The following is a 21,925-nucleotide window of genomic DNA, read 5'->3' as shown; positions in this document are numbered from 1 at the left end:
TTTAGCAGATAAGCCAAGGACGGCTAGCATGGCCTGACCTCACACGAGGACAGGAGACCCCATCATGCAACGCCCGATTCCCCTGGCCACCCGGCCGTTCAGTGCGCTTCAGCACCCCCGCGAAGTGATTCGCCAATTCACCCCCAACTGGTTCGCCGTGGTCATGGGCACCGGCGTGCTGGCCCTGGCCCTGGCGCAATTGCCGGCCGGCTGGCCGCTGGTGCATGGCCTGGCCCATGGCCTGTGGCTGCTGGCGGCCGTGCTGTTTGGCGTGTTCACCGCTCTGTACGGCGCGCGCTGGGTGCTGTTCTTCGACGAGGCGCGGCGCATTTTCGGGCATTCCACCGTGTCGATGTTCATCGGCACCATTCCCATGGCCCTGGCCACCCTGATCAACGGCTTCGTGCTGTTCGCCTTGCCCCAGGTGGGCAACGCCGCGCTGCCATGGCTGCAGGGGCTATGGTGGCTGGACGTGGCCCTGTCGCTGCTGTGCGGGGTGGGTATACCGTTCCTGATGTTCACTCGCCAGCAGCACAGCATCGACCAGATGACCGCCGTATGGCTGCTGCCGGTGGTGGCCGCCGAAGTGGCTGCGGCCAGCGGCGGCCTGCTGGCCCCGCACCTGCCGGACCCGGCGGCGCAGTTCGGCATGCTTATCACCAGCTTCGTGCTGTGGGCGTTCTCGGTGCCGGTGGCGTTCGCCATCCTGACCATCCTGATGCTGCGCATGGCCCTGCACAAACTGCCCCATGAAAGCATGGCGGCGTCGAGCTGGCTGGCCCTGGGGCCCATCGGCACCGGCGCCTTGGGCATGTTGCTGCTGGGTGGTGACGCCCCGGCGATTTTCGCCGCAGCCGGCGTGCTGCCAGGTGTGGGCAGCATGATCGACGGCCTGGGCGTGGTCAGCGCGGTGATCCTCTGGGGCATGGGCCTGTGGTGGATGCTGCTGGCGGTGCTGATCACCGTGCGCTACCTGCGCAGCGGCATGCCGTTCAACCTGGGCTGGTGGGCGTTCATCTTCCCGTTGGGCGTGTACACCCTGGCCACGCTGCGCCTGGGCAACGTGCTGCACCTGGGCTTCTTCACCTGGTGCGGCCAGGGCCTGGTGGCCTGCCTGGCAATGTTGTGGGCGGTGGTGATGGCGCGCACCCTGGGTGGCGCCTGGCGCGGCGAGCTGTTTGTGTCGCCGTGCATCGCGGCGCGCAAACTTTAGGTAATCTAGGTGGCGGATGTGGCTTGCAGGGCAGCAGGCCGCATCCAATGCCAAAAGCCTATGCCGCAAGCGGCGCCACCAAGGTGCAAAGGACGATGAGTCACCCCTCGCAATTCAGCCTGTTGGGCAAGCGGCGCTTCCTGCCGTTTTTCCTCACCCAGTCCCTGGGGGCCTTCAACGATAACGTGTTCAAGCAGTCGTTGATCCTGGCCATTCTCTACAAATTAAGCATCGGCGGCGACCGCTCCATCTGGGTCAACCTGTGTGCGCTGCTGTTTATTCTGCCGTTCTTCCTGTTTTCCGCGCTGGCGGGGCAGTTTGGCGAGAAATTCGACAAGGACACGCTGATCCGCCTGATCAAGCTGGGCGAGATCGTGATCATGGCCGTGGGCGCCACTGGTTTCCTGTTCGACCACTTGTGGATGATGCTGGCGGCGCTGTTCGCCATGGGCACCCATTCGGCGCTGTTCGGCCCGGTGAAGTACTCGATCATGCCCCAGGCCCTGCGCGAAGAAGAGCTGGTAGGCGGCAACGGCCTGGTGGAAATGGGTACCTTCCTGGCCATTCTGGCGGGCACCATCAGCGCGGGCGTGCTGATGTCCCAGGCACACTACGCGCCGTTGGTCAGTGCCGCGATCGTCGGCGTGGCCGTGCTGGGCTACCTGGCCAGCCGTGGTATCCCGCGCGCGGCGGCCGACACCCCCGGGTTGAAGCTTGACTGGAACATCTTCAGCCAGTCCTGGGCCACGCTGAAAATGGGCCTGAACCAGACGCCTGCGGTGTCGCGTTCGGTGGTGGGCAACTCGTGGTTCTGGTTCGTCGGCGCTATCTACCTGACGCAGATCCCGGCCTACGCCAAGGACTGGCTCAACGGCGATGAAACCGTGGTCACCCTGATTCTCACGGTGTTCTCGGTGGGCATCGCCTTGGGCTCGGTGCTGTGCGAGAAGCTGTCGGGGCGCAAGGTGGAGATCGGCCTGGTGCCGTTCGGCTCGTTCGGCCTGACCCTGTTCGGCCTGCTGCTGTGGTGGCATTCGGGCGAGTTCGCCCAGGCGCCCCAGGCCAATGACTGGCTGACCCTGCTGGGCATCGGCCACACCTGGTGGGTGCTGCTGGATATTCTCGGCCTGGGCATGTTCGGCGGCTTCTATATCGTGCCGCTGTACGCGCTGATCCAGTCGCGCACCGCCGAGAACGAGCGGGCGCGGGTGATTGCCGCCAACAACATCCTCAACGCGCTGTTCATGGTGGTGTCAGCCATCGTCTCCATCATTCTGTTGAGCGTGGCCAAGCTGTCGATTCCGCAGCTGTTCCTGGTGGTGTCGGTGATGAATATCGCGGTCAACGCCTACATCTTCAAGATCGTCCCCGAGTTCACCATGCGTTTCATGATCTGGCTGCTCAGCCATTCCATGTACCGGGTGGAGCACCGCGACCTCGAGCGCATTCCCGACGAAGGCCCGGCGCTGCTGGTGTGCAACCACGTGTCGTTCGTCGACGCGCTGCTGATTGGTGGCGCGGTGCGGCGGCCGATTCGCTTCGTGATGTACTACAAGATCTTCCGCCTGCCGGTGCTCAACTTCATCTTCCGCACTGCCGGGGCGGTTCCCATCGCCGGGCGCAGCGAGGACCCGCAGGTCTACGAGCAGGCGTTCAAGCGCATCGCCCAGTACCTGGCCGACGGCGAGTTGGTGTGCATCTTCCCCGAGGGCAAGCTGACCACCGATGGCGAGATCGACGAGTTCAAGAGCGGCGTGACCCGGGTGCTGGAGCAGACCCCGGTACCGGTGGTGCCGTTGGCGTTGCTGGGGCTATGGGGCAGTTTCTTCAGCCGCGACCCGGCCAAGGGCTTCTTCCGCCGCTTGTGGTCGCGCGTGGTGCTGGTGGCCGGGCAGCCGGTGCAGGGCGACGACGCGGTGCCGGCGCAGCTGCGCGCCCGGGTGAGCGAGCTGCGCGGCGCCGGCCGTTGAGCAGCAGGCGTTGAGGCTCAGGCGCTGATTTTCAGGCCAATCAGGCCGGTGATGATCAGCGCCACGCTGGCGATGCGCATGGGCGCCACTGATTCGCCGAACAGCACGATGCCGGCGATCACCGTGCCCACCGCGCCCACGCCGGTCCAGATGGCGTAGGCGGTGCCCAAAGGCAGGTCGCGCATGGCCAGGCCCAGCAGGCCAAGGCTGGCCGCCATGGCGGCAACGGTGAGCAGGGTAGGCAGGGGGCGGGAAAAGCCGTCGGTGTATTTCAGGCCAATGGCCCAGCCCACCTCGAACAGGCCGGCGAAGAATAGAATCAACCAGGACATGAGCACGCTCCATCATCCAGTTTCAGTGATGGGGTCGTCCCCTGGGCAATAAAAAAGCGCATCGCCGGGTCGTCCCGTCGATGCGCATTATAGTGCACATTTTGCCGCGCAAGGGCAAGCCAGCCCTTATGGGCGGTCTTTCATCTTGCGGAAGAAGGTCGCCAGCAGGGCCCCGGAAATGTTGTGCCACACACTGAACAGCGCGCTGGGCACCGCCGCCAGGGGCGAGAAGTGCGCGCTGGCCAGGGCGGCGCCCAGGCCGGAGTTCTGCATGCCCACCTCCAGGGCCAGCGACTTGCGCTGCGCCAGGGGCAGCTTGAACAGGCGGCCGGTGACGTAGCCCAGCACGAAGCCGAAGCTGTTGTGCAGGATGACCACCGCCATGATCAGCAGGCCCGACTCGGCGATTTTTGCCTGGCTGGCGGCCACCACCGCGCAGACGATCATGACAATGCTGACCACCGACACCAGCGGCAGCACTTCCACCGCGTAGCGCACCCGCGCGCCCAGCAGGCGCTGGGCAACCACGCCCAGCACGATCGGCAGCATCACCAGCTGCAGGATCGACCAGAACATCTCCATGAATGACACCGGCAGCCAGGCCGAGGCCAGCAGCCAGATCAGCGCCGGCGTCAGCAGCGGTGCGAGCAGGGTGGTCACGGCGGCAATCGCCACCGACAGCGCCAGGTCGCCCTTGGCCAGCCAGGTCATGACGTTGGAGGCAGTACCGCTTGGGCAGCAGCCTACCAGGATCACGCCCACGGCGATCTCGGCCGGCAGGTGGAACAGCTGGCACAGCAACCAGGCCATGCCCGGCATAATCACGAAGTGGGCGCCCACGCCCAGCAGCACCCGCCAGGGGTGGCGGCTGAGTTCGGCGAAGTCGTCCATTTTCAGGGTCAGGCCCATGCCGAACATCACCAGGCCCAGCAGCGGCACGATCAGCACCTTGAGGGCGACGAACCATTGCGGGAACAGCAACGCCAGCACGGCGAACAGCAGGACCCAGTAAGCGAAGGTGTTGCCGACGAAGCGGCTGAGGGCGGCCAGGGCGCGCATGGGAGGTGTTTCCTTATTATGGATTGCGGTGGCAATGACGCGGCCTACGGCCGCTGCTACAGGTTTTTGTAGCAGTGGCCGTAGGCCGCGTCAGGGCCGCATCAGATACCTTGCGGCAGTTCTTCACCGCCCAGCGCTTCGAACAGCGCCGGCAGGAAGTCGCCGAAGGTCAGCATCATCAGGGTGAAGCTGGCGTCCAGCTGGCCCAGGGCCTCGTCGCCGCCGTCTTCCTCGGCCTGGTCCTGCAGCAGTTCCTCGAACTTCAGGCGCTTGACCACCATCTTGTCGTCCAGCACGAACGACAGCTTGTCCTGCCAGGCCAGGGCCAGCTGGGTCACCAGCTTGCCGGTGCTCAGGTGCAGCTGGATCTCGTCGGCGGTCAGGTCCTGACGCTTGCAGCGCACGATGCCGCCGTCTTCTTCGACGTCGCGCAGTTCGCACTCGTCCAGTACATAGAAGTCCGGCGCGGCTTGCTGGGTTTTCACCCACTCGGTCATCACGGCGGTCGGCGAGGTCTTCACGGTCAGTGGGCGCACCGGCAGCGAGCCCAGCACTTCGCGCAGGGTGGACAGCAGGTCTTCGGCGCGTTTCGGGCTGGCCGAGTTCACCAGGATCAGGCCCTGCTTGGGGGCGATGGCGGCGAAGGTGGCCGAGCGGCGGATGAAGGCGCGCGGCAGGAAGGCCTGGATGATCTCGTCCTTGATCTGGTCGCGCTCTTTCTTGTAGACCTTGCGCATCTGCTCGGCTTCGATCTCTTCGACCTTCTCCTTGACGGCGTCGCGCACGACGCTGCCTGGCAGGATGCGTTCTTCCTTGCGGGCGCTGATCAGCAGGAAGTCGCCGCTGACGTGAACCAGGGGCGCGTCCTCACCTTTGCCAAAGGGAGCGACGAAGCCGTAGGTGGTCAGCTCCTGGCTGGCGCAGGGGCGGGCCGGCTTGGTGGCCAATGCGGTTTCCAGTGCTTCGGCGTCGAAAGGAATATCTTGGGTCAAACGGTAGACAAGCAGGTTTTTGAACCACATGGGGTGAATCACTCCTCAGCACATAAGGGGCGCATTATTGTCCCGTGTGAGGGCGCAGGCCAACCCTGCGCTAAGTGTTTGGAAGGCTTGGAAAAATAATTTAAAAAAGAGCTTGCCAGGCCCTGGGTGCGTCCGTAGAATGCGCGCCACACCGAGAGACAAGGGTGATTAGCTCAGCCGGGAGAGCATCTGCCTTACAAGCAGAGGGTCGGCGGTTCGATCCCGTCATCACCCACCACTCAGTGTATCGCGCAGCGGTAGTTCAGTCGGTTAGAATACCGGCCTGTCACGCCGGGGGTCGCGGGTTCGAGTCCCGTCCGCTGCGCCATATTCGGTATCAGGAACACTGAACGCCTGATACCTACGAAAAAGCCTGCCTAGTGCAGGTTTTTTTTCGTCTGCAGAAAATGATTGGTGTCTCGATGCAATAATTGTCATTTTGCGGCTTGCCATATGCAGAATCCATCCGTAGAATGCGCGCCACACCGAGAGACGAAGGGTGATTAGCTCAGCCGGGAGAGCATCTGCCTTACAAGCAGAGGGTCGGCGGTTCGATCCCGTCATCACCCACCACTCGCTCACAGTGTATCGCGCAGCGGTAGTTCAGTCGGTTAGAATACCGGCCTGTCACGCCGGGGGTCGCGGGTTCGAGTCCCGTCCGCTGCGCCATATTCGGCACCAGGAACACTGAACGCCTGGTACCAAAAAAGAAGCCTGCCTTGTGCAGGCTTTTTTTCGTCTGCGATTTTTGTGGGGGAGTGGGACGCGGCCTGGGGCCGCTGCTACGGGGTTGTAGCAGCGGCCACAGGCCGCGTCTTTACTTGCCGGGTGTCAGCGTCAGGCGCTGGGTGCCGTAGGCGCGGTCATAGTTCTGCGACTGCAGCGGAATGCTCACGTACTGCGCCTTCATCCAGCCATCGATGCCGTCGGCGTAGTGCGGGCTGGCCGGGTTGCCGGACTGGCCCGGGCTGTTCTGCGCAAGCAGCGGTTCGTTCTGCGCGAAGTCGACGATGAAGCGCATGGACGCCGCCTGGGTGACGTCGAAGTTCGCGCCCCAGGCGTAGGCCGCGGCATTCAGGGTGGTGTGGTCGCCACCGGCCTGGCGCACGGGCAGCTGCGGACCCTTGGTGGCCCACTGGTAACGGTGCAGGTTGCCCCACTGCCAGGCCTTGTGGTCGGCGTCCAGTTGCCGCTCGCCTTCGTTGACCGCCGCCGCCAGGCTGCGGGCCAGGATGGCCGGCTTGTCTTCCTTCTGCGGGGTGCGCGAGTCATCCCAGAACGGGCTGTCCTCGCGCGCCAGCAGGTGGTCGGCCTGGGCCGAGTACGACAGGCTGCCCACGGTGACGAAGGCTTTCCAGGCCTGGCTGTCCTGCGGGCCGAGTTTGTCGAGGAAGGTCTGCTTGGCGCTTTCCTGCAGGAACAGTTCGTACAGGGCGGCGTCCGCGGACTGCGGCGCCAGGTTGCCGTTGAACGCCAGCAGGCGCGTCAGCGCTTCCTGGGCCTTGGCGCGGTCGGTGGCGGGCAGGGCGTCGATGGCCTGCTTCAACGGCTGAGCCATGCCCGGTGCCTGGAACATCGCCTTGAGCTTGTTGGCGAAGGTGGTGGTCTGGTCGTACTGCATGGCGATCATGCTGCGCGTGTCCTGCTTGCCGGCGCCGGCCAGTTCGGCCAGGCGCTCGCTGCGCTCCGGGTAGTACCAGGAGTTGGACAGCTGCATGCCGTAACCCTTCGGCACGGTGCGCTGGTTGGCGGTGCCCAGCCAGCCTTGCGGCGGGTCCTGGTCGTAGGGGTGCAGTATGGCGTCGGCGTAGCCGTCCCAGTCGTAGCGCCCATCCCAGCCCGGCGACGGCACCAGCCCGCGGCCTTCACGGCGGTTGGGCAGGCGGCCGGTTACCTGCCAGCCCACGTGCTGGGCGTCGGCAAAGACCATGTTGACGGCGATGGCGCGAACCTCACGGCTGGCATCGGACGCCGCTTCCACCGACTGCGCGCGCGACAGGTCGAACAGCGCGTCCAGGCTCTTGTCGTCCTTGTAGTCCGGGGTTTGCAGCGCCAGGCCCAGGCCGTTGGCGAGCGGGGCGCCGGCCAGGGCGCTGTTGAGCAGTGCGCCGTGGCGGGTGTCGTACACGGCTTCGCGCAACGGCGCCTGGCCCTTGATGAAGAAGGTCTCCTGGCGCACGCCCGCTGGGCGCCACTTGCCGTCGGCCAGGTACTGCAGCTGGTTGCCCTGGCGTTGCAGCTTCTCCAGGAACAGGTCCTGGTTGTCGCCCATGGCCGGGGCCATGCCCCAGGCGACCTTGCCGTTGAAGCCGGCCATGATGCCAGGGATGCCCGCCAGGGAGACGCCCGCTGCCTGGAACTTCGGCGCGCGGAGCTGCACGTAGTTCCACAGCGACGGGCTGGCCAGCGGCTGGTGCGTGTCGTTGGCCAGCAGGCTGCGGCCGCTGCGGGCGCGCGCCGGGGTGATGGCCCAGTTGTCGCCGCTGCTGATGCTCGACAGGTTCAGGCCCGCCAGGTCGCCGGCGACCTTGTCGACGTTGGCCAGGCCCGGGATCTGCGCCAGGCTGACGCCCTTGAGCTTGTCGGTCTCGTCGAAGGGCAGCGGTTCGTCCGGGTAGGTGGGGATCAGCCAGGCCAGCTTGTCGACGCCCACTTTCTGCGCCAGGGTCAGCGACGCCAGCTCTTCGCGCAGGTTCACCGACAGGCTGAAATTGAACAGGGCGAAGATCAGCGCCGAGTCTTCCGGCTTCCAGTATTCGGGCTTGTAGCCCGACTCGGCCAGGTCCATCGGCAGCTTGTCGCGGTAGCGGAACAGGTAGGCGTTGACGCCGCGGGCGTACACCTCGAAGAAGCGCTTGAGGCGCGGCGACGCCGCTGCGTACAGCTCATCGGCATTCTTCTTGAGATTGACGGCGCGCATGAAGCGGTCGACATCCAGCATCTGCGGGCCGGCCATCTCGGACAGGCGTCCCTGGGCCAGCAGGCGCATGCCCACCATCTGGCTGATGCGGTCGCTGGCGGCCACGTAGCCTTGGGCGAACAGCGCGTCATGGAAGCTGCTGCTTTCGATCAGCGGCATGCCGCTGGCGTTGCGGCGCACCGAGACGTTCTGGGCCAGCCCCTTGAGTGGCTGCACGCCGCTGTCGGGCGGCACGCTGTCGGCGTAGCGGCTGTCGAGCCAGGCCTGGCAACCGCTCAGGCTGATCAGCCCGGCCAGGGTCGCGGCGGCGCCGAACCGGGGAATGAAGTGAGTAAAGGCTGGCGAGGCCATGGCGGAAGCTCCTGCGGGGCTGGCGGCTAAAAGGCGCTACGTTAGTGAGCGCGCACACGCCACGCAAGCGGGCGGCCAGCTTTATTTGCATGGCAGGACGGCCGGTGCCCCGGGCCTTGCAGGCAAGGTCCGGAGGCGCGACGAAAATCAGGCTTTTGGCGGGTTGATCCGCTCGACCCAGGCGTACGCACGCCCGGTGGCCGGGCGCGCCTGGATGGCCAGGAACCAGCGTTTCAGGTTCGGGAAATCGTCGAGGTCCTGGCTCTGGCGCTGGTAAGGCACCACCCAGGGGTAAATGGCCATGTCGGCGATGCTGTAGGCCTCGCCTGCCACGAAGGCGCGGTCGGCCAGGCGCTTGTCCAGCACGCCATACAGGCGCGCAGTCTCGTCGATGTAGCGCTTCATGGCGTAGGGGATTTTTTCCGGAGCGAACACGTTGAAGTGGTGGTTCTGCCCCGCCATCGGCCCCAGGCCGCCCATCTGCCAGAACAGCCACTGCAGCACTTCTTCACGGCCACGCAGGTCCTTGGGCAGGAACTGGCCGGTCTTTTCCGCCAGGTATAAAAGGATGGCCCCGGACTCGAACAGCGAAATCGGCTCACCGCCGTCGGCAGGCTGGCTGTCGACAATGGCCGGAATGCGATTGTTGGGGGAAATCTTCAGGAAGGCCGGCGCGAACTGTTCGTTCTTGCCGATGTTCACCGGATGGACCTGGTACTCAAGCCCGGCTTCTTCCAGGAACAGGGTGATCTTGTGGCCGTTGGGGGTGGTCCAGTAATGCAGGTCGATCATGAAACGCTCCACGTTGAGGGGGCTACATCAAGAACGACTGTTGTACTGCGCCAGCGTTTTTGTTTCAAAGCATTTCAGTATTCCACGGCCAGGGCGCGGGCGCCTGGCCGTGGATCATTCAATCAGGCGCCGTGGCACTTCTTGAATTTCTTGCCGTTGCCGCAGGGGCACGGGTCGTTGCGGCCAACGTCCTTCAGGGCGTTGCGCACAGGCTCCTGGGGTTCGTGGTTGCAGTGCGGACCGTGTACATGGCCGTGGTCGTGGTGGTGATCATGGTCATGATCGTGGTTGCAGTCAGGGCCATGGACATGGGGTTGCTGGGTCATCTGGGTGTCTCCGAATTAGAACTGGGGGGAATTATCTCATTGCTGGTGGGGGGTGGGGAGGGCGGGGATAAAAGAAATGTCCTGCGTTGGGATCGGAAGCGGCTGACTGCGAGGAATGAGGTTTTTCCCCAGGCTTTCTTCTTTCGCACTGCGACGCGGAGTCATTATGGAAAAAGCCCTGTTTGAGCGCCTGCTGAAGGGGATGAAGGAAATGGGTGAAATCCATCGGGGGGCCAAGCGCCCTGTTCTGGTGACAAGGGTCGTTTGCAGAAACCGCCATTTGCTACTGCTTGGCGATGATTCCGAACCGGGGTGCGCAAGGCCGAGCTACAGCCCTCCTGGCTCGATATGGAGGGGGGCGAAGTAGCCGCTGCCGAAGGCTGCGCTGGCCCTTGGCTATGCTGAAGATCTCCAATGTGCACACCAGCGAGCGCAGCCTGTCGGCAGCGGCTACAGGATCGATGGCGCCGGTAATTGTGGCTACTTACCCATCAACTCCCCAGGCATGATCTCCCCGCTGCGCCGCAGCACCACGTCATCGCCCCAGAACCACCCGGTCTTCAGTTCCCCCTCCAGCCGGTAGGGAATCGGCCGGTCGGGGTGGCGCAGCAGCTTGACCACGTCGCGCAGGTGCTGCCACAGGTTGGTGCGGATCGGCACGTTGAAGCGGGCGCTGGAGTGGCCGTCCACGCGCAGCCATTCGTCGTATTCGTCGTCGGCCAGCAGGATATCGGCCAGGTGCACGCGGTAATGCAGGCCGCGCACGGTGAGGGTGCTGTCGTTAGGGTTGTCGATGCGGAAGTGCAGCATGAACTTCTGCTGCACCAGCTTGGCCTTCACCACCTCCACGGCCAGCAGGTGCACCTGCGGGGCCTGGCTGTCGTCGGCAAACCAGCTGGCGCAGCCGTTCAGGCCCAGGAACAGGCAGAAGGTGAGCAGGCGCAGTGTCCGTGTGTGCATGGCTGATCCCTCGCGATGCCTTGAGTCTACCCAATGCCACGGCTCGCTTGTTGGCAAAATCGCAGATGGGCCATACTGATGCCATTACTCTCGGTGGGCCAGTGCCCGTCAGGCAGGAGGCACAGGATGGGGTTGTTCGAAATTGTCTTCAGGGGCCAATTGGTGCCCGGCGCGCAGCTGGCGCTGGTGAAGGCCAACCTGGCCAAGCTGTTCCAGTCCGATGGCGCGCGTATCGATGCGCTGTTCAGCGGCCGGCGGCTGGTGCTCAAAAGTGACCTGGACCCCCAGGCAGCGGAAAAATATCGCTCTACCCTGGAACGCGCGGGCATCATCGTCACGGTGGAAGCGGTGCCGGTGCAGATGGAAGAAATCGAAATGGCACCGCCGCCGGACGCTCCCGGCTTTGTGCGCAAGCCCAGCAAGATGGTAGAGCCGTGGGTGCCACGTGATTGCTACATGGCGGCGTTCGTCGAGGTGCAGGCCCCTGGCTATGAAGTGGCCGAGGCGGGTGCCGACCTGCAGCCGCAGAAGCCCGATGTGGAGCCGCCGCGCCTGAACCTGTCGCAGTTCAGCCTGGCGCCGGCCGGCAGCGACATGGGCCAGGCCCGCGCGCCCGCCGCGCCGCCGGCGCCGGACACCGGGCATATCAAGCTTATGCCGTGACGTAGGCGGCGCAGCACTTCTTGAATTTCTGCCCGCTGGTGCAGGGGCAGGCGTCGTTGCGGCCAGCCTTCAGCGGCACGGTCGGGTCGATGAAGTACCAGCGCCCGCCGTTCTGTACGAAGGATGAACGTTCGCGGTGGCTGTGTTCCCCGCCCAGGTCATGCCAGCGCGCGACGAAGGTCACGAACGCATGCTCCGGCTGCCCGCCGAACACCTCGGCGCTTTCCACGGTCAGCCCCAGCCAGGTGCTTTGCGCGCTCCAGTCGCTGATGGACTGGCGGTCCAGGCCCGCTTGCTGCACTGGCAGCGTGGTGGCCACCAGGTAATCGATCAGCCCCAGCACATAGGCGCTGTAGCGCGAGCGCATCAGCGCCTGGGCGTCGGGGGCGGGCACGCCGCCATGGTAATGGCCGCAGCAGGCGTCCAGCAGGTTGCCGCTGCCGCACGGGCAAATGCTTGTACTCATTGCATCACCACCAATACTTGCCGAAGTTTTCCGGGTTGGCCCAGAACCGCGAGTTGAGCCAGTCAGGCACCTGCTTGTATTCGCGCAGGTCGTAGTTGAACAGGGTCAGCACCTGTTCGTCGCGCTGGAAGCGCTCGTTGGCCTGCAGCGCCAGGGCATAGAAGTCGGTTTCGCTCCAGCCGCTGGCCGCCAGGTCCACCAGCACGGCCAGGCGGCTGGCGTTGAGGTTGCGGATGCCGCCCAGCAGCTCCAGGGCCGTGCGCTTGGGCACATGTTCCAGGCAGTCGACCACTACCGCCAGGTCGAAACGCTGGCTGGCCAGTTCCGGCGGCAGCACGCCCGGCGCGGCCTGGGCGACGACGCTGTCGGGGTGGGCGTCCTTGAAGGCGGCCAGGGCCGGGAAATCACTGGCGCCCACCACCAGCAGGCGCTGCGGGGCGTAGCGGTCCAGCAAGGCGGCCAGGGCTTGTTGCGGCGTGCGCGAAGAAAAGCGTGCGGTCATTGAACGTCCTCGGTCAGAGCTGCCAAGGGTAGCCTTGTTCACGTCGGCAGCCTAGCCATATGGCTTATTGCTGGCGCATCTGCAAAGTGCCGTCTTTACTCCCAATGCATCGGTTCATGCGCCGATTTACCCCCCATCTGGAGAGAGACCTGATGAGCATAGTGAGTAAGGCATTACCTTTGGTACTGCTAACCAGTGTGTTGACTGGTTGCGCAGGGTTGCAGAAGACCGATTGGCCCAAGTGCGCGGCTGTCGGGGGTGTTACCGGTGCGGCGCTGGGCTCGCTGCAGAACTCCACCTACGCCGGTTGGGGCGTGCTGGTGGGCGGCGGCGTGGCGGCGGCCTACTGCTGGGTGCACGGCGATGGCGACGAGGACGGTGATGGCGTGCCGGACAGCCGCGACAAGTGCCCGCACACGCCTAAAGGCACCCCGGTGGATGCCACCGGCTGCCCATTCCCGCCACCAGCCCCAGCGCCTGTCGCGGAGCCGGCGCCGCTGCCCAAGCAGGAAGTCATCGTCATTCGTGACGTGCACTTCGAGTTCGACTCGGCCAAGTTGACCGGCCCTGACAAGATGCAGTTGGACAAGGTCGCCACCAAGCTGAAGACCGAGGCGCCTTCTACCCAGCTGACCGTGACCGGCCATACCGACAGCGTCGGCAAGCCTGGCTACAACAAAAAGCTGTCCGACCGCCGCGCCCATTCGGTTGTCGACTACCTGGTAGGCGCAGGCATTCCTCGCTCAAGCTTCGTGTCCATCAGTGGCGCCGGCGAGACCCAGCCTGTCGCCAGCAACAAGACTGCCGATGGCCGCGCGCAGAACCGTCGCGTGGAGATCCGCATCGACCGCTGAAAACCTCGCCCCGCGCGGCTTGTGAATTTCACAGGCCGGTCTTTACTCCTGTGTTACCGGCACCGGCCGGTGACACAGGAGCATTCATATGAGATTAATCTGGCGGGCAGCACTTCCCGTTCTTCTGGTCAGCAGTGTTCTCTCCGGTTGCGCCACTACCAGTGATGGCAGTGCCCCGCTCAATCAAAGGAACTGGCCTATCTGCAGCCTTATCGGTGGTGTGGTGGGTGGCGGCCTAGGCGCCATCAAGAGCTCTTCCTGGGCCGGCGGCCTGGGGGTATTGGGCGCGATCACCGGTGGCTTGATCTGTTACGCGCAGGATGGCGACGAGGACGGCGACGGCGTGTTCGACCGCCGCGACCATTGCCCGGGCACCCCGCCCAACACCCCGGTGGACCACATGGGTTGCCCGTTGCCGCAGTACCCGGCGACCGTGAAGGCCCCTGAACCCACCCCCGTACCCGAAGAAGTGATCACCCTGAGCGACGCCGGCAACGTGCTGTTTGCCTTCGATTCCTCGGCCCTGACCCAGGAGGCGCGCAACCAGCTGGTCGCCTTGCTCGACAAGCTCAAGGCCGCCGACGTGGTGAGCATCAAGGTGGTGGGCAATACCGACAGCAAGGGCAGCGATGCCTACAACCAGAAGCTCTCGGAGCGGCGTGCCGACAGCGTGGCGAAGTTCCTGATCAGCCAGGGCGTGCCTGCCAACAAGGTGACCAGCGAAGGCGACGGCGAACGCAAGCCGGTGGCCGACAACGACACCGACGAGGGCCGGGCGAAAAACCGCCGCGTGGAGCTGCACATCAACCGCTAGTCACGCGTGCTGTAGCCGCTGCCGCCAGGCTGCGCTGGTCCTGTGCTGCGCTGAAGTTCTTCAGGGTTCACACCGGCCAGCGCAGCCTGGCGGCAGCGGCTACGGATTGTCAGCACAATACTGTCATTTTTTGTTCATGCAGATATGGCACAAACACCACCCCGGCGTTACTGTGCGGGGAAAGAATAATCAATGGGGGCGGGCATGGCGTGGTGGTGTACCCTGGGCAAGGCCTTGACGGTGTTGTTCTGGTGGGTGGTGCTGGTCAATCTGCTCATGCCCATGACACATCCGTTCCGCACGCTGATCAACTTCACCGGCGCGACGCTGATGCTTCTGCACGTGCTGGAAGTCCTGCTGTTCCAGGCCAGCCTGCGTGGCCGCACCCATCCCTGGTTTGACCGCCTGCAGATCCTGCTGGTGGGTATATTTCATGTGCGTTCAATTCCGACCCGGTCGGTGCAGGAGAGCAACAATGCGTAGGTTGTGTCTGGTAGCGGCGTTGTTCACGCCTTTGGCGATGGCCGAAAGCCTGAGTGTCGAACCTCATTCATTGATGCGTCTGCCGGGCAAGGACGGCGTGCTGACCCTCGACCGCCTGGTGGTGGAGGACTACGCCACCCTGCTGGTGCCGGACAACCTGGTGGAACTGAAGGTGGGCGAGCTGCGCCTGGGCCATGAGGCGCGCATCGCCATCGTGCCGGGCCAGCAGGAGCTGCGTATCGAGGCGCGCCGCGCCGAACTGGGCGAAGGCAGCCAGATTCTTGCCCGTGGCGCCCCCGGCACCTATGAGAAGGCCGCGCTGCCTGGGCGCAACCTGGTGCTTCAACTGCAAGCGCTGCAAGGCCCGCAACTGGCGGTGGACGCCCGTGGCGGCGCCGGCGCGCCAGGCTACTTCGGCCTCGACGGCGCCAACGGCCAGGCGCCGGGCTGCCTGTGGGGCGAGGCCGGCCGCGGTGCCGATGGCCTCAACGGCGGCAACGGCCATGACGGCGCCAACGGCGCGCAAGTGCGCCTGCAGGTGCCCCGCGACTACCCCAACGACGCCATCAAGGTGCAACTCGACGGCGGCGTCGGCGGCCTGGCGGGTGCAGCGGGCAAGGCCGGTGCCGGTGGCAAGGCCAAGGGCTGCTTCATCTATAGCACCGCCGGTGCCAAGGCCGGCCGCCCTGGCCAGCCGGGCGAACCCGGTGTTGCCGGCCAGCCGGGCGCGCTGACGGTGCAGCGCCTGTAGGCAGCGTCAGAACGGTGGCCGCGCCGCGGCCACCGCCACCAGCAGGAACCCGATGATCAGGTTGATGCCCACCAGCCGGCGTATCTGCGCCAGGCTGGTACCCGCCGTGGCCCAGTCCTGGGCCTGGACCGCCGTATTGAACGTCGGCAACTGCAGCATTGTGATGCGAATGAACAACGCCACCATCACCAGGTACAAGCCCATCATCACCTGCACGTAGCGCGGCGCGGTCTCGAACCCGCTGAAGCTGATCTGGATCATGGCGATGCCACTTATCGGAAGAATCAGCACGGCCAGCCAGACCCAGAGAAAAAAGCGTCGGAAAACTTCCGCCCACAGCTTCAGCCGCGCAGGTGCCTCCAGGGCTGTAACCGCCGCCGGGCGCAGCACCAGCCAGGCGAAGAACATGCCGCCCACCCAGATGAGTGCTGCCCAGACATGCAAGGTGTAGAGGGGGGCATATGCAGCCATGTGGATCTCCGTTCAGCGCGCGAGGGTTTAGCGGGGTATGATAGCGGCCCTTAATGAAACACTGAAAATTTATCCAGGCGTTCACGCCCCAGAATCATGATCAGCAACCAACTCAAAACCCAGATCCAGGGCGCCTACACGCGTTTCCTCGAAGCCAAGAGCCTCAAGCCTCGCTATGGCCAGCGCTTGATGATCGCCGAAGTCGCCAAGGTACTGGGCGACATCGAGTGTGACGACGAAGGGCGTCGCTCGGGCGAATGCGCCGTGGTGGCCGTCGAGGCCGGCACCGGCACCGGCAAGACCGTGGCCTACAGCCTGGCGGCGATCGCGGCTGCCAAGGAAGCGGGCAAGCGCCTGGTCATTGCCACGGCCACCGTCGCCCTGCAGGAGCAGATCGTCTACAAGGACCTGCCGGACCTGATGAAGAACAGCGGCCTGAACTTCACGTTCTCGCTGGCCAAGGGCCGTGGGCGCTACCTGTGCCTGTCCAAGCTCGACATCCTGTTGCAGGAAGGCCACGCGCAGACCGCCACCGCCCAGCTGTTCGAGGAGGAGGGCTTCCGCATCGAGGTGGACGAAGCCAGCCAGAAGCTGTTCACCAGCATGATCGAGAAGCTGGCCGGCAACAAATGGGACGGTGATCGCGACAGCTGGGCAACCGCCCTGGAAGACAAGGACTGGGCGCGCGTCACCACCGACCATAGCCAGTGCACCAGCCGCCATTGCCCCAACTTCCAGCAGTGCGCCTTCTACAAGGCCCGCGAAGGCATGGGCAAGGTCGACGTGATCGTCACCAACCACGACATGGTGCTGGCCGACCTGGCCCTGGGCGGCGGCGCCGTGCTGCCCGACCCGCGCGACACCATGTACGTGTTCGACGAAGGCCACCACCTGCCGGACAAGGCCATCGGCCATTTCGCCCATTACACCCGCCTGCGCTCCACCGCCGACTGGCTGGAAAGCACGGCCAAGAACCTTACCAAGCTGCTGGCCCAGCACCCGCTGCCGGGTGACCTGGGCAAGTGGATCGAGCAGGTGCCGGAGCTGGCGCGCGAGATCAAGAACCACCAGCAGTTCATGTTCAGTGCCTGCGAGCAACTGGCCGATTTCCGCGCCGGCGAGGACATGGAAGGCCGCGAACGCCCACGCCATCGCTTCGTCGGCGGCGTGGTGCCCGAGCACATGCGTGAAATGGGCATCGAGCTGAAGAAGGGCTTTGCCCGTCTCAATGACCTGTTCACCCGCCTGGCCGACCTGCTCAAGGAAGGCATGGACGCCGAGAAGAGTATCGGCATCCCCAGCCACCAGGCCGAGGAATGGTATCCGCTGTTCGGCAGCCTGCAGTCCCGCGCCCTGGGCAACTGGGAGCTGTGGACCGCTTTCACCGCCGAGGACCCGGAAGACAGCCCGCCCATGGCGCGCTGGTTGACCCTGGCCGAGGCCGGCGCCATGTTCGACATCGAGGTCAACGCCAGCCCCATCCTGGCCGCCGAGATGCTGCGGCGCAACCTGTGGAACGTCGCCCATGGCGCGGTGGTGACCTCGGCCACCCTGACTGCGCTGGGCAAGTTCGACCGTTTCCGCATGCGCTCGGGCCTGCCCAAGACGGCTGTTACCGCCGTAGTGCCCAGCCCGTTCCACCACGCGGATGCTGGTTTGCTGCGCGTGCCAGACCTGCGCGCCGACCCGCGCGACGCCACGGCGCACACCGCGGCCATCATTCGCGACCTGCCCGGCCTGGTGGAAGGCTCGCGCGGCACCCTGGTGCTGTTCTCCTCGCGCCGGCAGATGCAGGACGTGTTCGACGGCCTGGACCGCGACTGGCGCAAGCAGGTGTTCATCCAGGGCAACCTGTCCAAGCAGGAAACCTTGAACAAGCACAAGGCGCGCGTCGATGGCGGCGATTCCAGCGTGCTGTTCGGCCTGGCCAGCTTCGCCGAAGGTGTCGATTTGCCGGGTGCCTACTGCGAGCACGTGGTCATCGCCAAGATCCCCTTCGCCGTGCCGGACGACCCGGTGGAAGCGGCCCTGGCCGAGTGGATCGAAGCGCGGGGCGGCAATCCATTCATGGAAATCGCCGTGCCCGACGCGTCCCTGAAGCTGATCCAGGCCTGTGGCCGGTTGCTGCGCACCGAACAGGACCGCGGCACCATCACCCTGCTGGACCGGCGCCTGGTCACCCAGCGCTATGGCAAGGCAATCCTCAACGCGCTGCCGCCATTCCGTCGCGAAATTTCCTGAAGCACGCAGGGTGAAAAATCCCTGCTTTGCTGTCTATAACCCTGACCGAGGCCGACACCGGCCATCAAGGAGAGCTGGAACCCCATGATTCGCCGTTCGTTACCCGCTGTATTCGCACTGCTGTGCACCACCCCGCTGTTGGCGGCCCCCGGTGCGCAGCAGACGCTGTTCAACTTCGTCCGTCCCGCCGATGTGGTACAGGTGACGGTCGCGGATGCCAGCCTGCCGCAGTACAACGCCGAACAGACGGCCGAAGGGGAGGTGTTGCGCCGGGTGACGTTCAACCCGGTGGCCGCGCCGAGCCTCACCCTCAAGCCCCAGGCCGGGGCCTGGGACTGGTCTGCCGACAGCGCCATGACCCTGCGTGCCCAGAGCGCCATGGACTGGGCGGTGACCCTGTACGTGAAAATCCAGAGCAACGACGGCAAGACCCTGACCAGCCGCATCGACCTGCCGGCCGGCCCGGCGCAGACCCTGGTCATCCCGCTGCAGGCCAATTCGGCCCTCAGCCAGGGCATGCGCGCAGGCCCGCCGATGCCGTGGATGCATGACGGCCAGCGCACCCTGCTGGCCAGCAGCCAGGGCGAGCTGACCGCCAGCCAGGTGGTGTCGGTGACCCTGTCCATGGACAAGCCGGCGGTGGCCCAGAACATCCTGCTCGAACGCTTCGGCGTGGTGGAGGGCGATGAGTTGCAGAAGGCTGCCTACGCCGACCTGGTCGACGAGTACGGGCAGTTCAACCGTGGGCGCTGGCCGGAAAAGGTCAGCAGTGACGATCAACTCAAGGCCGCCGCCAGCCGCGAACAGCAGCAGCTCAAGGGCTGGCTGGCCGAGCGCGGCAAGGCACCGCTGGACAAGTTCGGTGGCCTGGTCCAGGGGCCGGCGTTCAACGCCAGTGGCTTCTTCCGCACCGAAAAGCGCGATGGCCGCTGGTACCTGGTGACCCCCGAAGGGCACCCGTTCTATTCCCTGGGCGTGAACGCCGTGGCCGCCGACAACGACCGCACCTACGTGCAGGGCCGCGAGTGGATGTTTACCCACCTGCCCAAGGCCGACGAGCCCGAGGCCCAGTACTACGGGCAAAGCAACAACCAGGACGGCAACGGCTCGTCCGTGGGCCGTGGGTTCGGCAGCGGTCGCTGGTTCGACTTCTATGGCGCCAACCTGCAACGCACCTATGCCACGCCGTGCACGCCAACGGCCCAGGCGCCGTGCGCGAAGCAGCCGTTCGATGCCATTCGCTGGCAGCAGCACACCCTGGACCGCCTGCAGGCCTGGGGCTTCAACACGTTGGGCAACTGGAGCGCGCCGGCGCTGGAAGGCAACCAGCGGGTGCCCTACGTGCTGCCGTTGTCGATTGTCGGCGATTACGCCAGCATCAGCACCGGCATGGACTGGTGGGGACGCATGCCTGACCCGTTCGACCCGCGTTTCGCCATGGCCACCGAGCGTGCCGTGGCCATCGCCGCCCGCGACCACCGCGACGACCCGTTCCTGATCGGCTACTTCGCCGACAACGAACTGGCCTGGGCCGGCCCCGGCAACGACCCGAAATCGCGCTATGCGCTGGCCTACGGCACCCTGCGCCAGACCACCGACGTGCCGGCCAAACGCGCGTTCCTCAAGCAGCTGCGTGATAAGTACCGCAACCAGGAGGGCCTGTCCAAGGCCTGGGGCATCAGCCTGCCGGCCTGGGAACTGATGGAAGACCCCGGCTTCGAGGCGCCGCTGCCCAACCCGGAACATCCGGAGATCGAGGCCGACCTCAAGCAGTTCCAGCGCGTGTTCGCCGACACCTACTTCAAGACCATCGCCGACGCCCTGAAGTGGCATGCGCCCAACCACCTGCTGCTGGGTGGCCGCTACGCCGTGTCCAGCCCCGAGGCGGTGGACTCGTGCGCGCAGTACTGCGACGTGCTCAGCTTCAATTTCTATACGCCCAAGCCCCAGGACGGCTATGACTTCGCCCGCCTGCGCCAGTTGGACAAGCCGGTGCTGGTCTCCGAGTTCACCTTCGGCTCCCGCGACCGCGGCCCGTTCTGGCCTGGCCCCATGGAAGTGGCCAAGGAAGAGGACCGTGGCAACGCCTACGCCGGCTTCCTCAAGGCGGCCTTGCAGGAACCGACGATCGTCGGCGTGCACTGGTTCCAGTACCTCGACCAGCCCGTGACGGGCCGCCTGCTGGACGGCGAGAACGGCCACTTCGGCCTGGTGGGCATCACCGACGTGCCGTACCAGGGTTTCATCGCCGCGGTGCGCAAGAGCAACCAGGACACCCTGGACCAGCTGGCCAAGACCCTGCCCGCACCAGCCCCGGCCGAGAAAGGCGACAAAGGCGGCGCAGCCCACAAATAACCTGTAGCAGCGGCGGGGCGGCCATCCGCGGGAAGGCCGCGCCCTGCGGTCCAGGCCATTTCCCTCGCCGCAGCAGTTACACGCTGTATGCAGAAAGATACCCACCAACTGACCGGCATCTGTTCACAAAAGCCCCAAGGGCTGAAACAATGCCGGCCACTTCGTTCAATGTCGTGCAGGAGTCACTGGGTGCAGATTCAGGGTCATTACGAGCTTCAATTCGAAGCGGTGCGCGAGGCGTTTGCCGCCTTGTTCGACGATCCCCAGGAGCGTGGCGCAGCGCTGTGCATCCAGGTGGGCGGGCGGACGGTCATCGACCTGTGGGCGGGCACCGCCGACAAGGACGGCCAGGAAGCCTGGCACAGCGACACCATCGCCAACCTGTTCTCCTGCACCAAGACCTTCACGGCCGTCACGGCGCTGCAACTGGTGGGGGAAGGCAAGCTCGACCTCGACCTGCCCGTGGCCCGCTACTGGCCCGAGTTCGCTGCGGCGGGCAAGGAAAACGTCACCCTGCGCCAGCTGCTCTGCCACCAGGCCGGCCTGCCGGCGCTGCGCGAGCTGCTGCCGCCCGAGGCCCTGTATGACTGGCAGGTGATGGTCGATGCGCTGGCGGCCGAGGCGCCCTGGTGGACGCCGGGCACCGGCCACGGCTACGCCGCCATCACCTACGGCTGGCTGGTGGGCGAGCTGCTGCGCCGTGCCGATGGCCGCGGCCCCGGCGAGTCCATCGTCGCCCGGGTCGCCCGCCCCCTGGGGCTGGACTTCCACGTCGGCCTGGCCGACTCGGAGTTCCACCGCGTCGCGCACATCGCCCGTGGCAAGGGCAACATGGGCGACGAAGCCGCCCAGCGCCTGCTGCAGGTCACCATGCGCGAGCCCACCGCCATGAGCACCCGTGCCTTCACCAATCCGCCGTCGGTGCTCACCAGCACCAACAAGCCCGAGTGGCGGCGCATGCAGCAGCCGGCGGCCAATGGCCACGGCAATGCCCGCAGCCTGGCGGGCTTCTACAGCGGCCTGCTCGACGGCAGCCTGCTGGAGCCCGAACTGCTGGGCGAACTGACCCGCGAGCACAGCGTTGGCCCGGACAAGACCCTGCTGACCCCGACCCGTTTCGGCCTGGGCTGCATGCTCGACCAGCCGGCCCTGGCCAACGCCACCTTCGGCCTCGGGGCCAAGGCGTTCGGTCATCCTGGCGCCGGTGGCTCGGTTGGTTTTGCCGATCCCGAGCGCGACGTGGCCTTCGGTTTCGTCACCAACACGCTGGGCCCGTACATCCTGATGGACCCGCGCGCACAAAAGCTGGTGCGGGTACTTGCCACTTGTCTATAAACTGCGCGAATCGACCGACGGGCAGTTGCAAGCGGTCGATTCATC

General features: G+C 65.4%; 20 protein-coding genes and 4 tRNA genes. 14 read left to right on the top strand and 10 right to left on the bottom strand.

What is annotated here, in order from left to right; all coding sequences use genetic code 11:
- Window positions 1-64 precede the first annotated feature (64 nt).
- Together RAM80_RS10665 and RAM80_RS10660 are read left to right on the top strand one after the other, a co-directional pair.
- A complete protein-coding gene (locus RAM80_RS10665; protein WP_416426354.1) occupies window positions 65-1,213 on the top strand; it encodes a TDT family transporter in 1,149 nt (382 codons plus the stop codon).
- A 95-nt stretch (window positions 1,214-1,308) separates the two neighbouring features.
- Window positions 1,309-3,183 (top strand): MFS transporter, encoded by a 1,875-nt coding sequence (locus tag RAM80_RS10660; protein WP_416426352.1) that lies wholly within the window; start codon window positions 1,309-1,311, stop codon window positions 3,181-3,183.
- A gap of 17 nt (window positions 3,184-3,200) precedes the next feature.
- Here the strand turns inward: RAM80_RS10660 and sugE are convergent, their stop codons facing one another.
- From sugE to rdgC, 3 genes are all read right to left on the bottom strand, one after another.
- Window positions 3,201-3,515 (bottom strand): quaternary ammonium compound efflux SMR transporter SugE, encoded by a 315-nt coding sequence (gene sugE, locus RAM80_RS10655; RefSeq protein ID WP_416426351.1) that lies wholly within the window; start codon window positions 3,513-3,515, stop codon window positions 3,201-3,203.
- Between the two features lie 126 nt (window positions 3,516-3,641).
- A complete protein-coding gene (locus RAM80_RS10650) occupies window positions 3,642-4,574 on the bottom strand; it encodes a bile acid:sodium symporter family protein (RefSeq protein WP_416426350.1) in 933 nt (310 codons plus the stop codon).
- Between the two features lie 101 nt (window positions 4,575-4,675).
- Window positions 4,676-5,596 carry a recombination-associated protein RdgC gene (gene rdgC, locus RAM80_RS10645; RefSeq protein WP_416426349.1) on the bottom strand — a complete coding sequence of 307 codons (921 nt, stop codon included), beginning with the start codon at window positions 5,594-5,596 and terminating at the stop codon, window positions 4,676-4,678.
- 162 nt (window positions 5,597-5,758) lie between these two features.
- Between rdgC and RAM80_RS10640 the strand changes: the two genes are divergently transcribed.
- From RAM80_RS10640 to RAM80_RS10625, 4 genes are all read left to right on the top strand, one after another.
- Window positions 5,759-5,834, top strand: a tRNA-Val gene (locus RAM80_RS10640).
- 13 nt (window positions 5,835-5,847) lie between these two features.
- Window positions 5,848-5,924 (top strand) — tRNA-Asp (locus tag RAM80_RS10635).
- Window positions 5,925-6,093: 169 nt separating this feature from the next.
- Window positions 6,094-6,169: transfer RNA gene (locus tag RAM80_RS10630), tRNA-Val, on the top strand.
- Window positions 6,170-6,188: 19 nt separating this feature from the next.
- Window positions 6,189-6,265 (top strand) — tRNA-Asp (locus tag RAM80_RS10625).
- 148 nt (window positions 6,266-6,413) lie between these two features.
- Here RAM80_RS10625 and RAM80_RS10620 read toward each other — a convergent pair.
- The 4 genes from RAM80_RS10620 to RAM80_RS10605 form a co-directional block, all read right to left on the bottom strand.
- Window positions 6,414-8,867: a penicillin acylase family protein gene (locus tag RAM80_RS10620; protein WP_416426347.1), complete on the bottom strand. Its 2,454-nt coding sequence runs from the start codon at window positions 8,865-8,867 to the stop codon at window positions 6,414-6,416.
- A gap of 147 nt (window positions 8,868-9,014) precedes the next feature.
- On the bottom strand, window positions 9,015-9,659 hold the full coding sequence (locus RAM80_RS10615; RefSeq protein WP_416426345.1) for a glutathione binding-like protein: 645 nt from the start codon (window positions 9,657-9,659) through the stop codon (window positions 9,015-9,017).
- A gap of 122 nt (window positions 9,660-9,781) precedes the next feature.
- Window positions 9,782-9,985, bottom strand: a complete 204-nt coding sequence (locus RAM80_RS10610; protein ID WP_027977214.1) for an SEC-C metal-binding domain-containing protein — start codon at window positions 9,983-9,985, stop codon at window positions 9,782-9,784.
- A gap of 480 nt (window positions 9,986-10,465) precedes the next feature.
- Window positions 10,466-10,945, bottom strand: coding sequence for an LEA type 2 family protein (locus RAM80_RS10605; RefSeq protein WP_416426343.1), 480 nt, complete (start codon window positions 10,943-10,945; stop codon window positions 10,466-10,468).
- Window positions 10,946-11,071: 126 nt separating this feature from the next.
- On the opposite strand from RAM80_RS10605, the gene RAM80_RS10600 reads away from it, so the two are divergent.
- Complete coding sequence (locus tag RAM80_RS10600) at window positions 11,072-11,608, top strand: hypothetical protein (RefSeq protein ID WP_416426341.1); 537 nt, start codon at window positions 11,072-11,074, stop codon at window positions 11,606-11,608.
- On the opposite strand, the gene RAM80_RS10595 is transcribed toward RAM80_RS10600, so the two are convergent.
- Complete coding sequence (locus tag RAM80_RS10595; RefSeq protein WP_416426339.1) at window positions 11,598-12,074, bottom strand: YchJ family protein; 477 nt, start codon at window positions 12,072-12,074, stop codon at window positions 11,598-11,600. The two genes, RAM80_RS10600 and RAM80_RS10595, sit on opposite strands and share 11 nt — an antisense overlap.
- A 4-nt stretch (window positions 12,075-12,078) precedes the next feature.
- The gene (locus RAM80_RS10590) at window positions 12,079-12,576 is read right to left on the bottom strand and encodes a DUF6231 family protein (protein WP_416426337.1); all 498 of its coding nucleotides are present in this window, start codon (window positions 12,574-12,576) and stop codon (window positions 12,079-12,081) included.
- Between the two features lie 152 nt (window positions 12,577-12,728).
- On the opposite strand from RAM80_RS10590, the gene RAM80_RS10585 reads away from it, so the two are divergent.
- The 4 genes from RAM80_RS10585 to RAM80_RS10570 all read left to right on the top strand — a co-directional run bounded on the left by RAM80_RS10585 (window position 12,729) and on the right by RAM80_RS10570 (window position 15,478).
- Complete coding sequence (locus RAM80_RS10585) at window positions 12,729-13,430, top strand: OmpA family protein (RefSeq protein WP_416426335.1); 702 nt, start codon at window positions 12,729-12,731, stop codon at window positions 13,428-13,430.
- A gap of 88 nt (window positions 13,431-13,518) precedes the next feature.
- Window positions 13,519-14,244, top strand: coding sequence for an OmpA family protein (locus tag RAM80_RS10580; protein ID WP_416426333.1), 726 nt, complete (start codon window positions 13,519-13,521; stop codon window positions 14,242-14,244).
- Between the two features lie 192 nt (window positions 14,245-14,436).
- Window positions 14,437-14,727 (top strand): DUF1145 domain-containing protein, encoded by a 291-nt coding sequence (locus RAM80_RS10575; protein WP_416426331.1) that lies wholly within the window; start codon window positions 14,437-14,439, stop codon window positions 14,725-14,727.
- The gene (locus tag RAM80_RS10570; protein WP_416426329.1) at window positions 14,720-15,478 is read left to right on the top strand and encodes a collagen-like protein; all 759 of its coding nucleotides are present in this window, start codon (window positions 14,720-14,722) and stop codon (window positions 15,476-15,478) included. The genes RAM80_RS10575 and RAM80_RS10570 overlap by 8 nt, the downstream gene beginning before the upstream one ends.
- Window positions 15,479-15,484: 6 nt before the next feature.
- Here RAM80_RS10570 and RAM80_RS10565 read toward each other — a convergent pair whose 3' ends face one another.
- The gene (locus tag RAM80_RS10565; protein WP_416426327.1) at window positions 15,485-15,949 is read right to left on the bottom strand and encodes a CopD family protein; all 465 of its coding nucleotides are present in this window, start codon (window positions 15,947-15,949) and stop codon (window positions 15,485-15,487) included.
- Between the two features lie 96 nt (window positions 15,950-16,045).
- On the opposite strand from RAM80_RS10565, the gene dinG reads away from it, so the two are divergent.
- The 3 genes from dinG (at window position 16,046) to RAM80_RS10550 (ending at window position 21,880) form a co-directional block, all read left to right on the top strand.
- Window positions 16,046-18,190, top strand: a complete 2,145-nt coding sequence (gene dinG / locus RAM80_RS10560; RefSeq protein ID WP_416426325.1) for an ATP-dependent DNA helicase DinG — start codon at window positions 16,046-16,048, stop codon at window positions 18,188-18,190.
- Window positions 18,191-18,274: 84 nt separating this feature from the next.
- The gene (locus RAM80_RS10555) at window positions 18,275-20,545 is read left to right on the top strand and encodes a beta-agarase (protein WP_416426323.1); all 2,271 of its coding nucleotides are present in this window, start codon (window positions 18,275-18,277) and stop codon (window positions 20,543-20,545) included.
- A gap of 189 nt (window positions 20,546-20,734) precedes the next feature.
- Window positions 20,735-21,880, top strand: a complete 1,146-nt coding sequence (locus RAM80_RS10550) for a serine hydrolase domain-containing protein (protein ID WP_416426322.1) — start codon at window positions 20,735-20,737, stop codon at window positions 21,878-21,880.
- Window positions 21,881-21,925 lie beyond the last annotated feature (45 nt).

Origin of the sequence: Pseudomonas sp. App30 (assembly GCF_047947025.1) — a bacterium.
In the GTDB taxonomy this organism is placed as follows: Bacteria; Pseudomonadota; Gammaproteobacteria; order Pseudomonadales; family Pseudomonadaceae; genus Aquipseudomonas.
The sequence above is the reverse complement of the archived record's forward strand: the minus strand, read 5'-3'. Positions and strand labels throughout refer to the sequence as shown.

Excerpts from the sequence above, each read along its gene's own strand:
- RAM80_RS10665 (WP_416426354.1), top strand. The coding sequence starts at position 65 with ATGCAACGCCCGATTCCCCTGGCCACCCGGCCGTTCAGTGCGCTTCAG.
- RAM80_RS10660 (WP_416426352.1), top strand. The coding sequence starts at position 1,309 with ATGAGTCACCCCTCGCAATTCAGCCTGTTGGGCAAGCGGCGCTTCCTG.
- sugE (WP_416426351.1), bottom strand. The coding sequence starts at position 3,515 with ATGTCCTGGTTGATTCTATTCTTCGCCGGCCTGTTCGAGGTGGGCTGG.
- RAM80_RS10650 (WP_416426350.1), bottom strand. The coding sequence starts at position 4,574 with ATGCGCGCCCTGGCCGCCCTCAGCCGCTTCGTCGGCAACACCTTCGCT.
- rdgC (WP_416426349.1), bottom strand. The coding sequence starts at position 5,596 with ATGTGGTTCAAAAACCTGCTTGTCTACCGTTTGACCCAAGATATTCCT.
- RAM80_RS10620 (WP_416426347.1), bottom strand. The coding sequence starts at position 8,867 with ATGGCCTCGCCAGCCTTTACTCACTTCATTCCCCGGTTCGGCGCCGCC.
- RAM80_RS10615 (WP_416426345.1), bottom strand. The coding sequence starts at position 9,659 with ATGATCGACCTGCATTACTGGACCACCCCCAACGGCCACAAGATCACC.
- RAM80_RS10610 (WP_027977214.1), bottom strand. The coding sequence starts at position 9,985 with ATGACCCAGCAACCCCATGTCCATGGCCCTGACTGCAACCACGATCAT.
- RAM80_RS10605 (WP_416426343.1), bottom strand. The coding sequence starts at position 10,945 with ATGCACACACGGACACTGCGCCTGCTCACCTTCTGCCTGTTCCTGGGC.
- RAM80_RS10600 (WP_416426341.1), top strand. The coding sequence starts at position 11,072 with ATGGGGTTGTTCGAAATTGTCTTCAGGGGCCAATTGGTGCCCGGCGCG.
- RAM80_RS10595 (WP_416426339.1), bottom strand. The coding sequence starts at position 12,074 with ATGAGTACAAGCATTTGCCCGTGCGGCAGCGGCAACCTGCTGGACGCC.
- RAM80_RS10590 (WP_416426337.1), bottom strand. The coding sequence starts at position 12,576 with ATGACCGCACGCTTTTCTTCGCGCACGCCGCAACAAGCCCTGGCCGCC.
- RAM80_RS10585 (WP_416426335.1), top strand. The coding sequence starts at position 12,729 with ATGAGCATAGTGAGTAAGGCATTACCTTTGGTACTGCTAACCAGTGTG.
- RAM80_RS10580 (WP_416426333.1), top strand. The coding sequence starts at position 13,519 with ATGAGATTAATCTGGCGGGCAGCACTTCCCGTTCTTCTGGTCAGCAGT.
- RAM80_RS10575 (WP_416426331.1), top strand. The coding sequence starts at position 14,437 with ATGGGGGCGGGCATGGCGTGGTGGTGTACCCTGGGCAAGGCCTTGACG.
- RAM80_RS10570 (WP_416426329.1), top strand. The coding sequence starts at position 14,720 with ATGCGTAGGTTGTGTCTGGTAGCGGCGTTGTTCACGCCTTTGGCGATG.
- RAM80_RS10565 (WP_416426327.1), bottom strand. The coding sequence starts at position 15,949 with ATGGCTGCATATGCCCCCCTCTACACCTTGCATGTCTGGGCAGCACTC.
- dinG (WP_416426325.1), top strand. The coding sequence starts at position 16,046 with ATGATCAGCAACCAACTCAAAACCCAGATCCAGGGCGCCTACACGCGT.
- RAM80_RS10555 (WP_416426323.1), top strand. The coding sequence starts at position 18,275 with ATGATTCGCCGTTCGTTACCCGCTGTATTCGCACTGCTGTGCACCACC.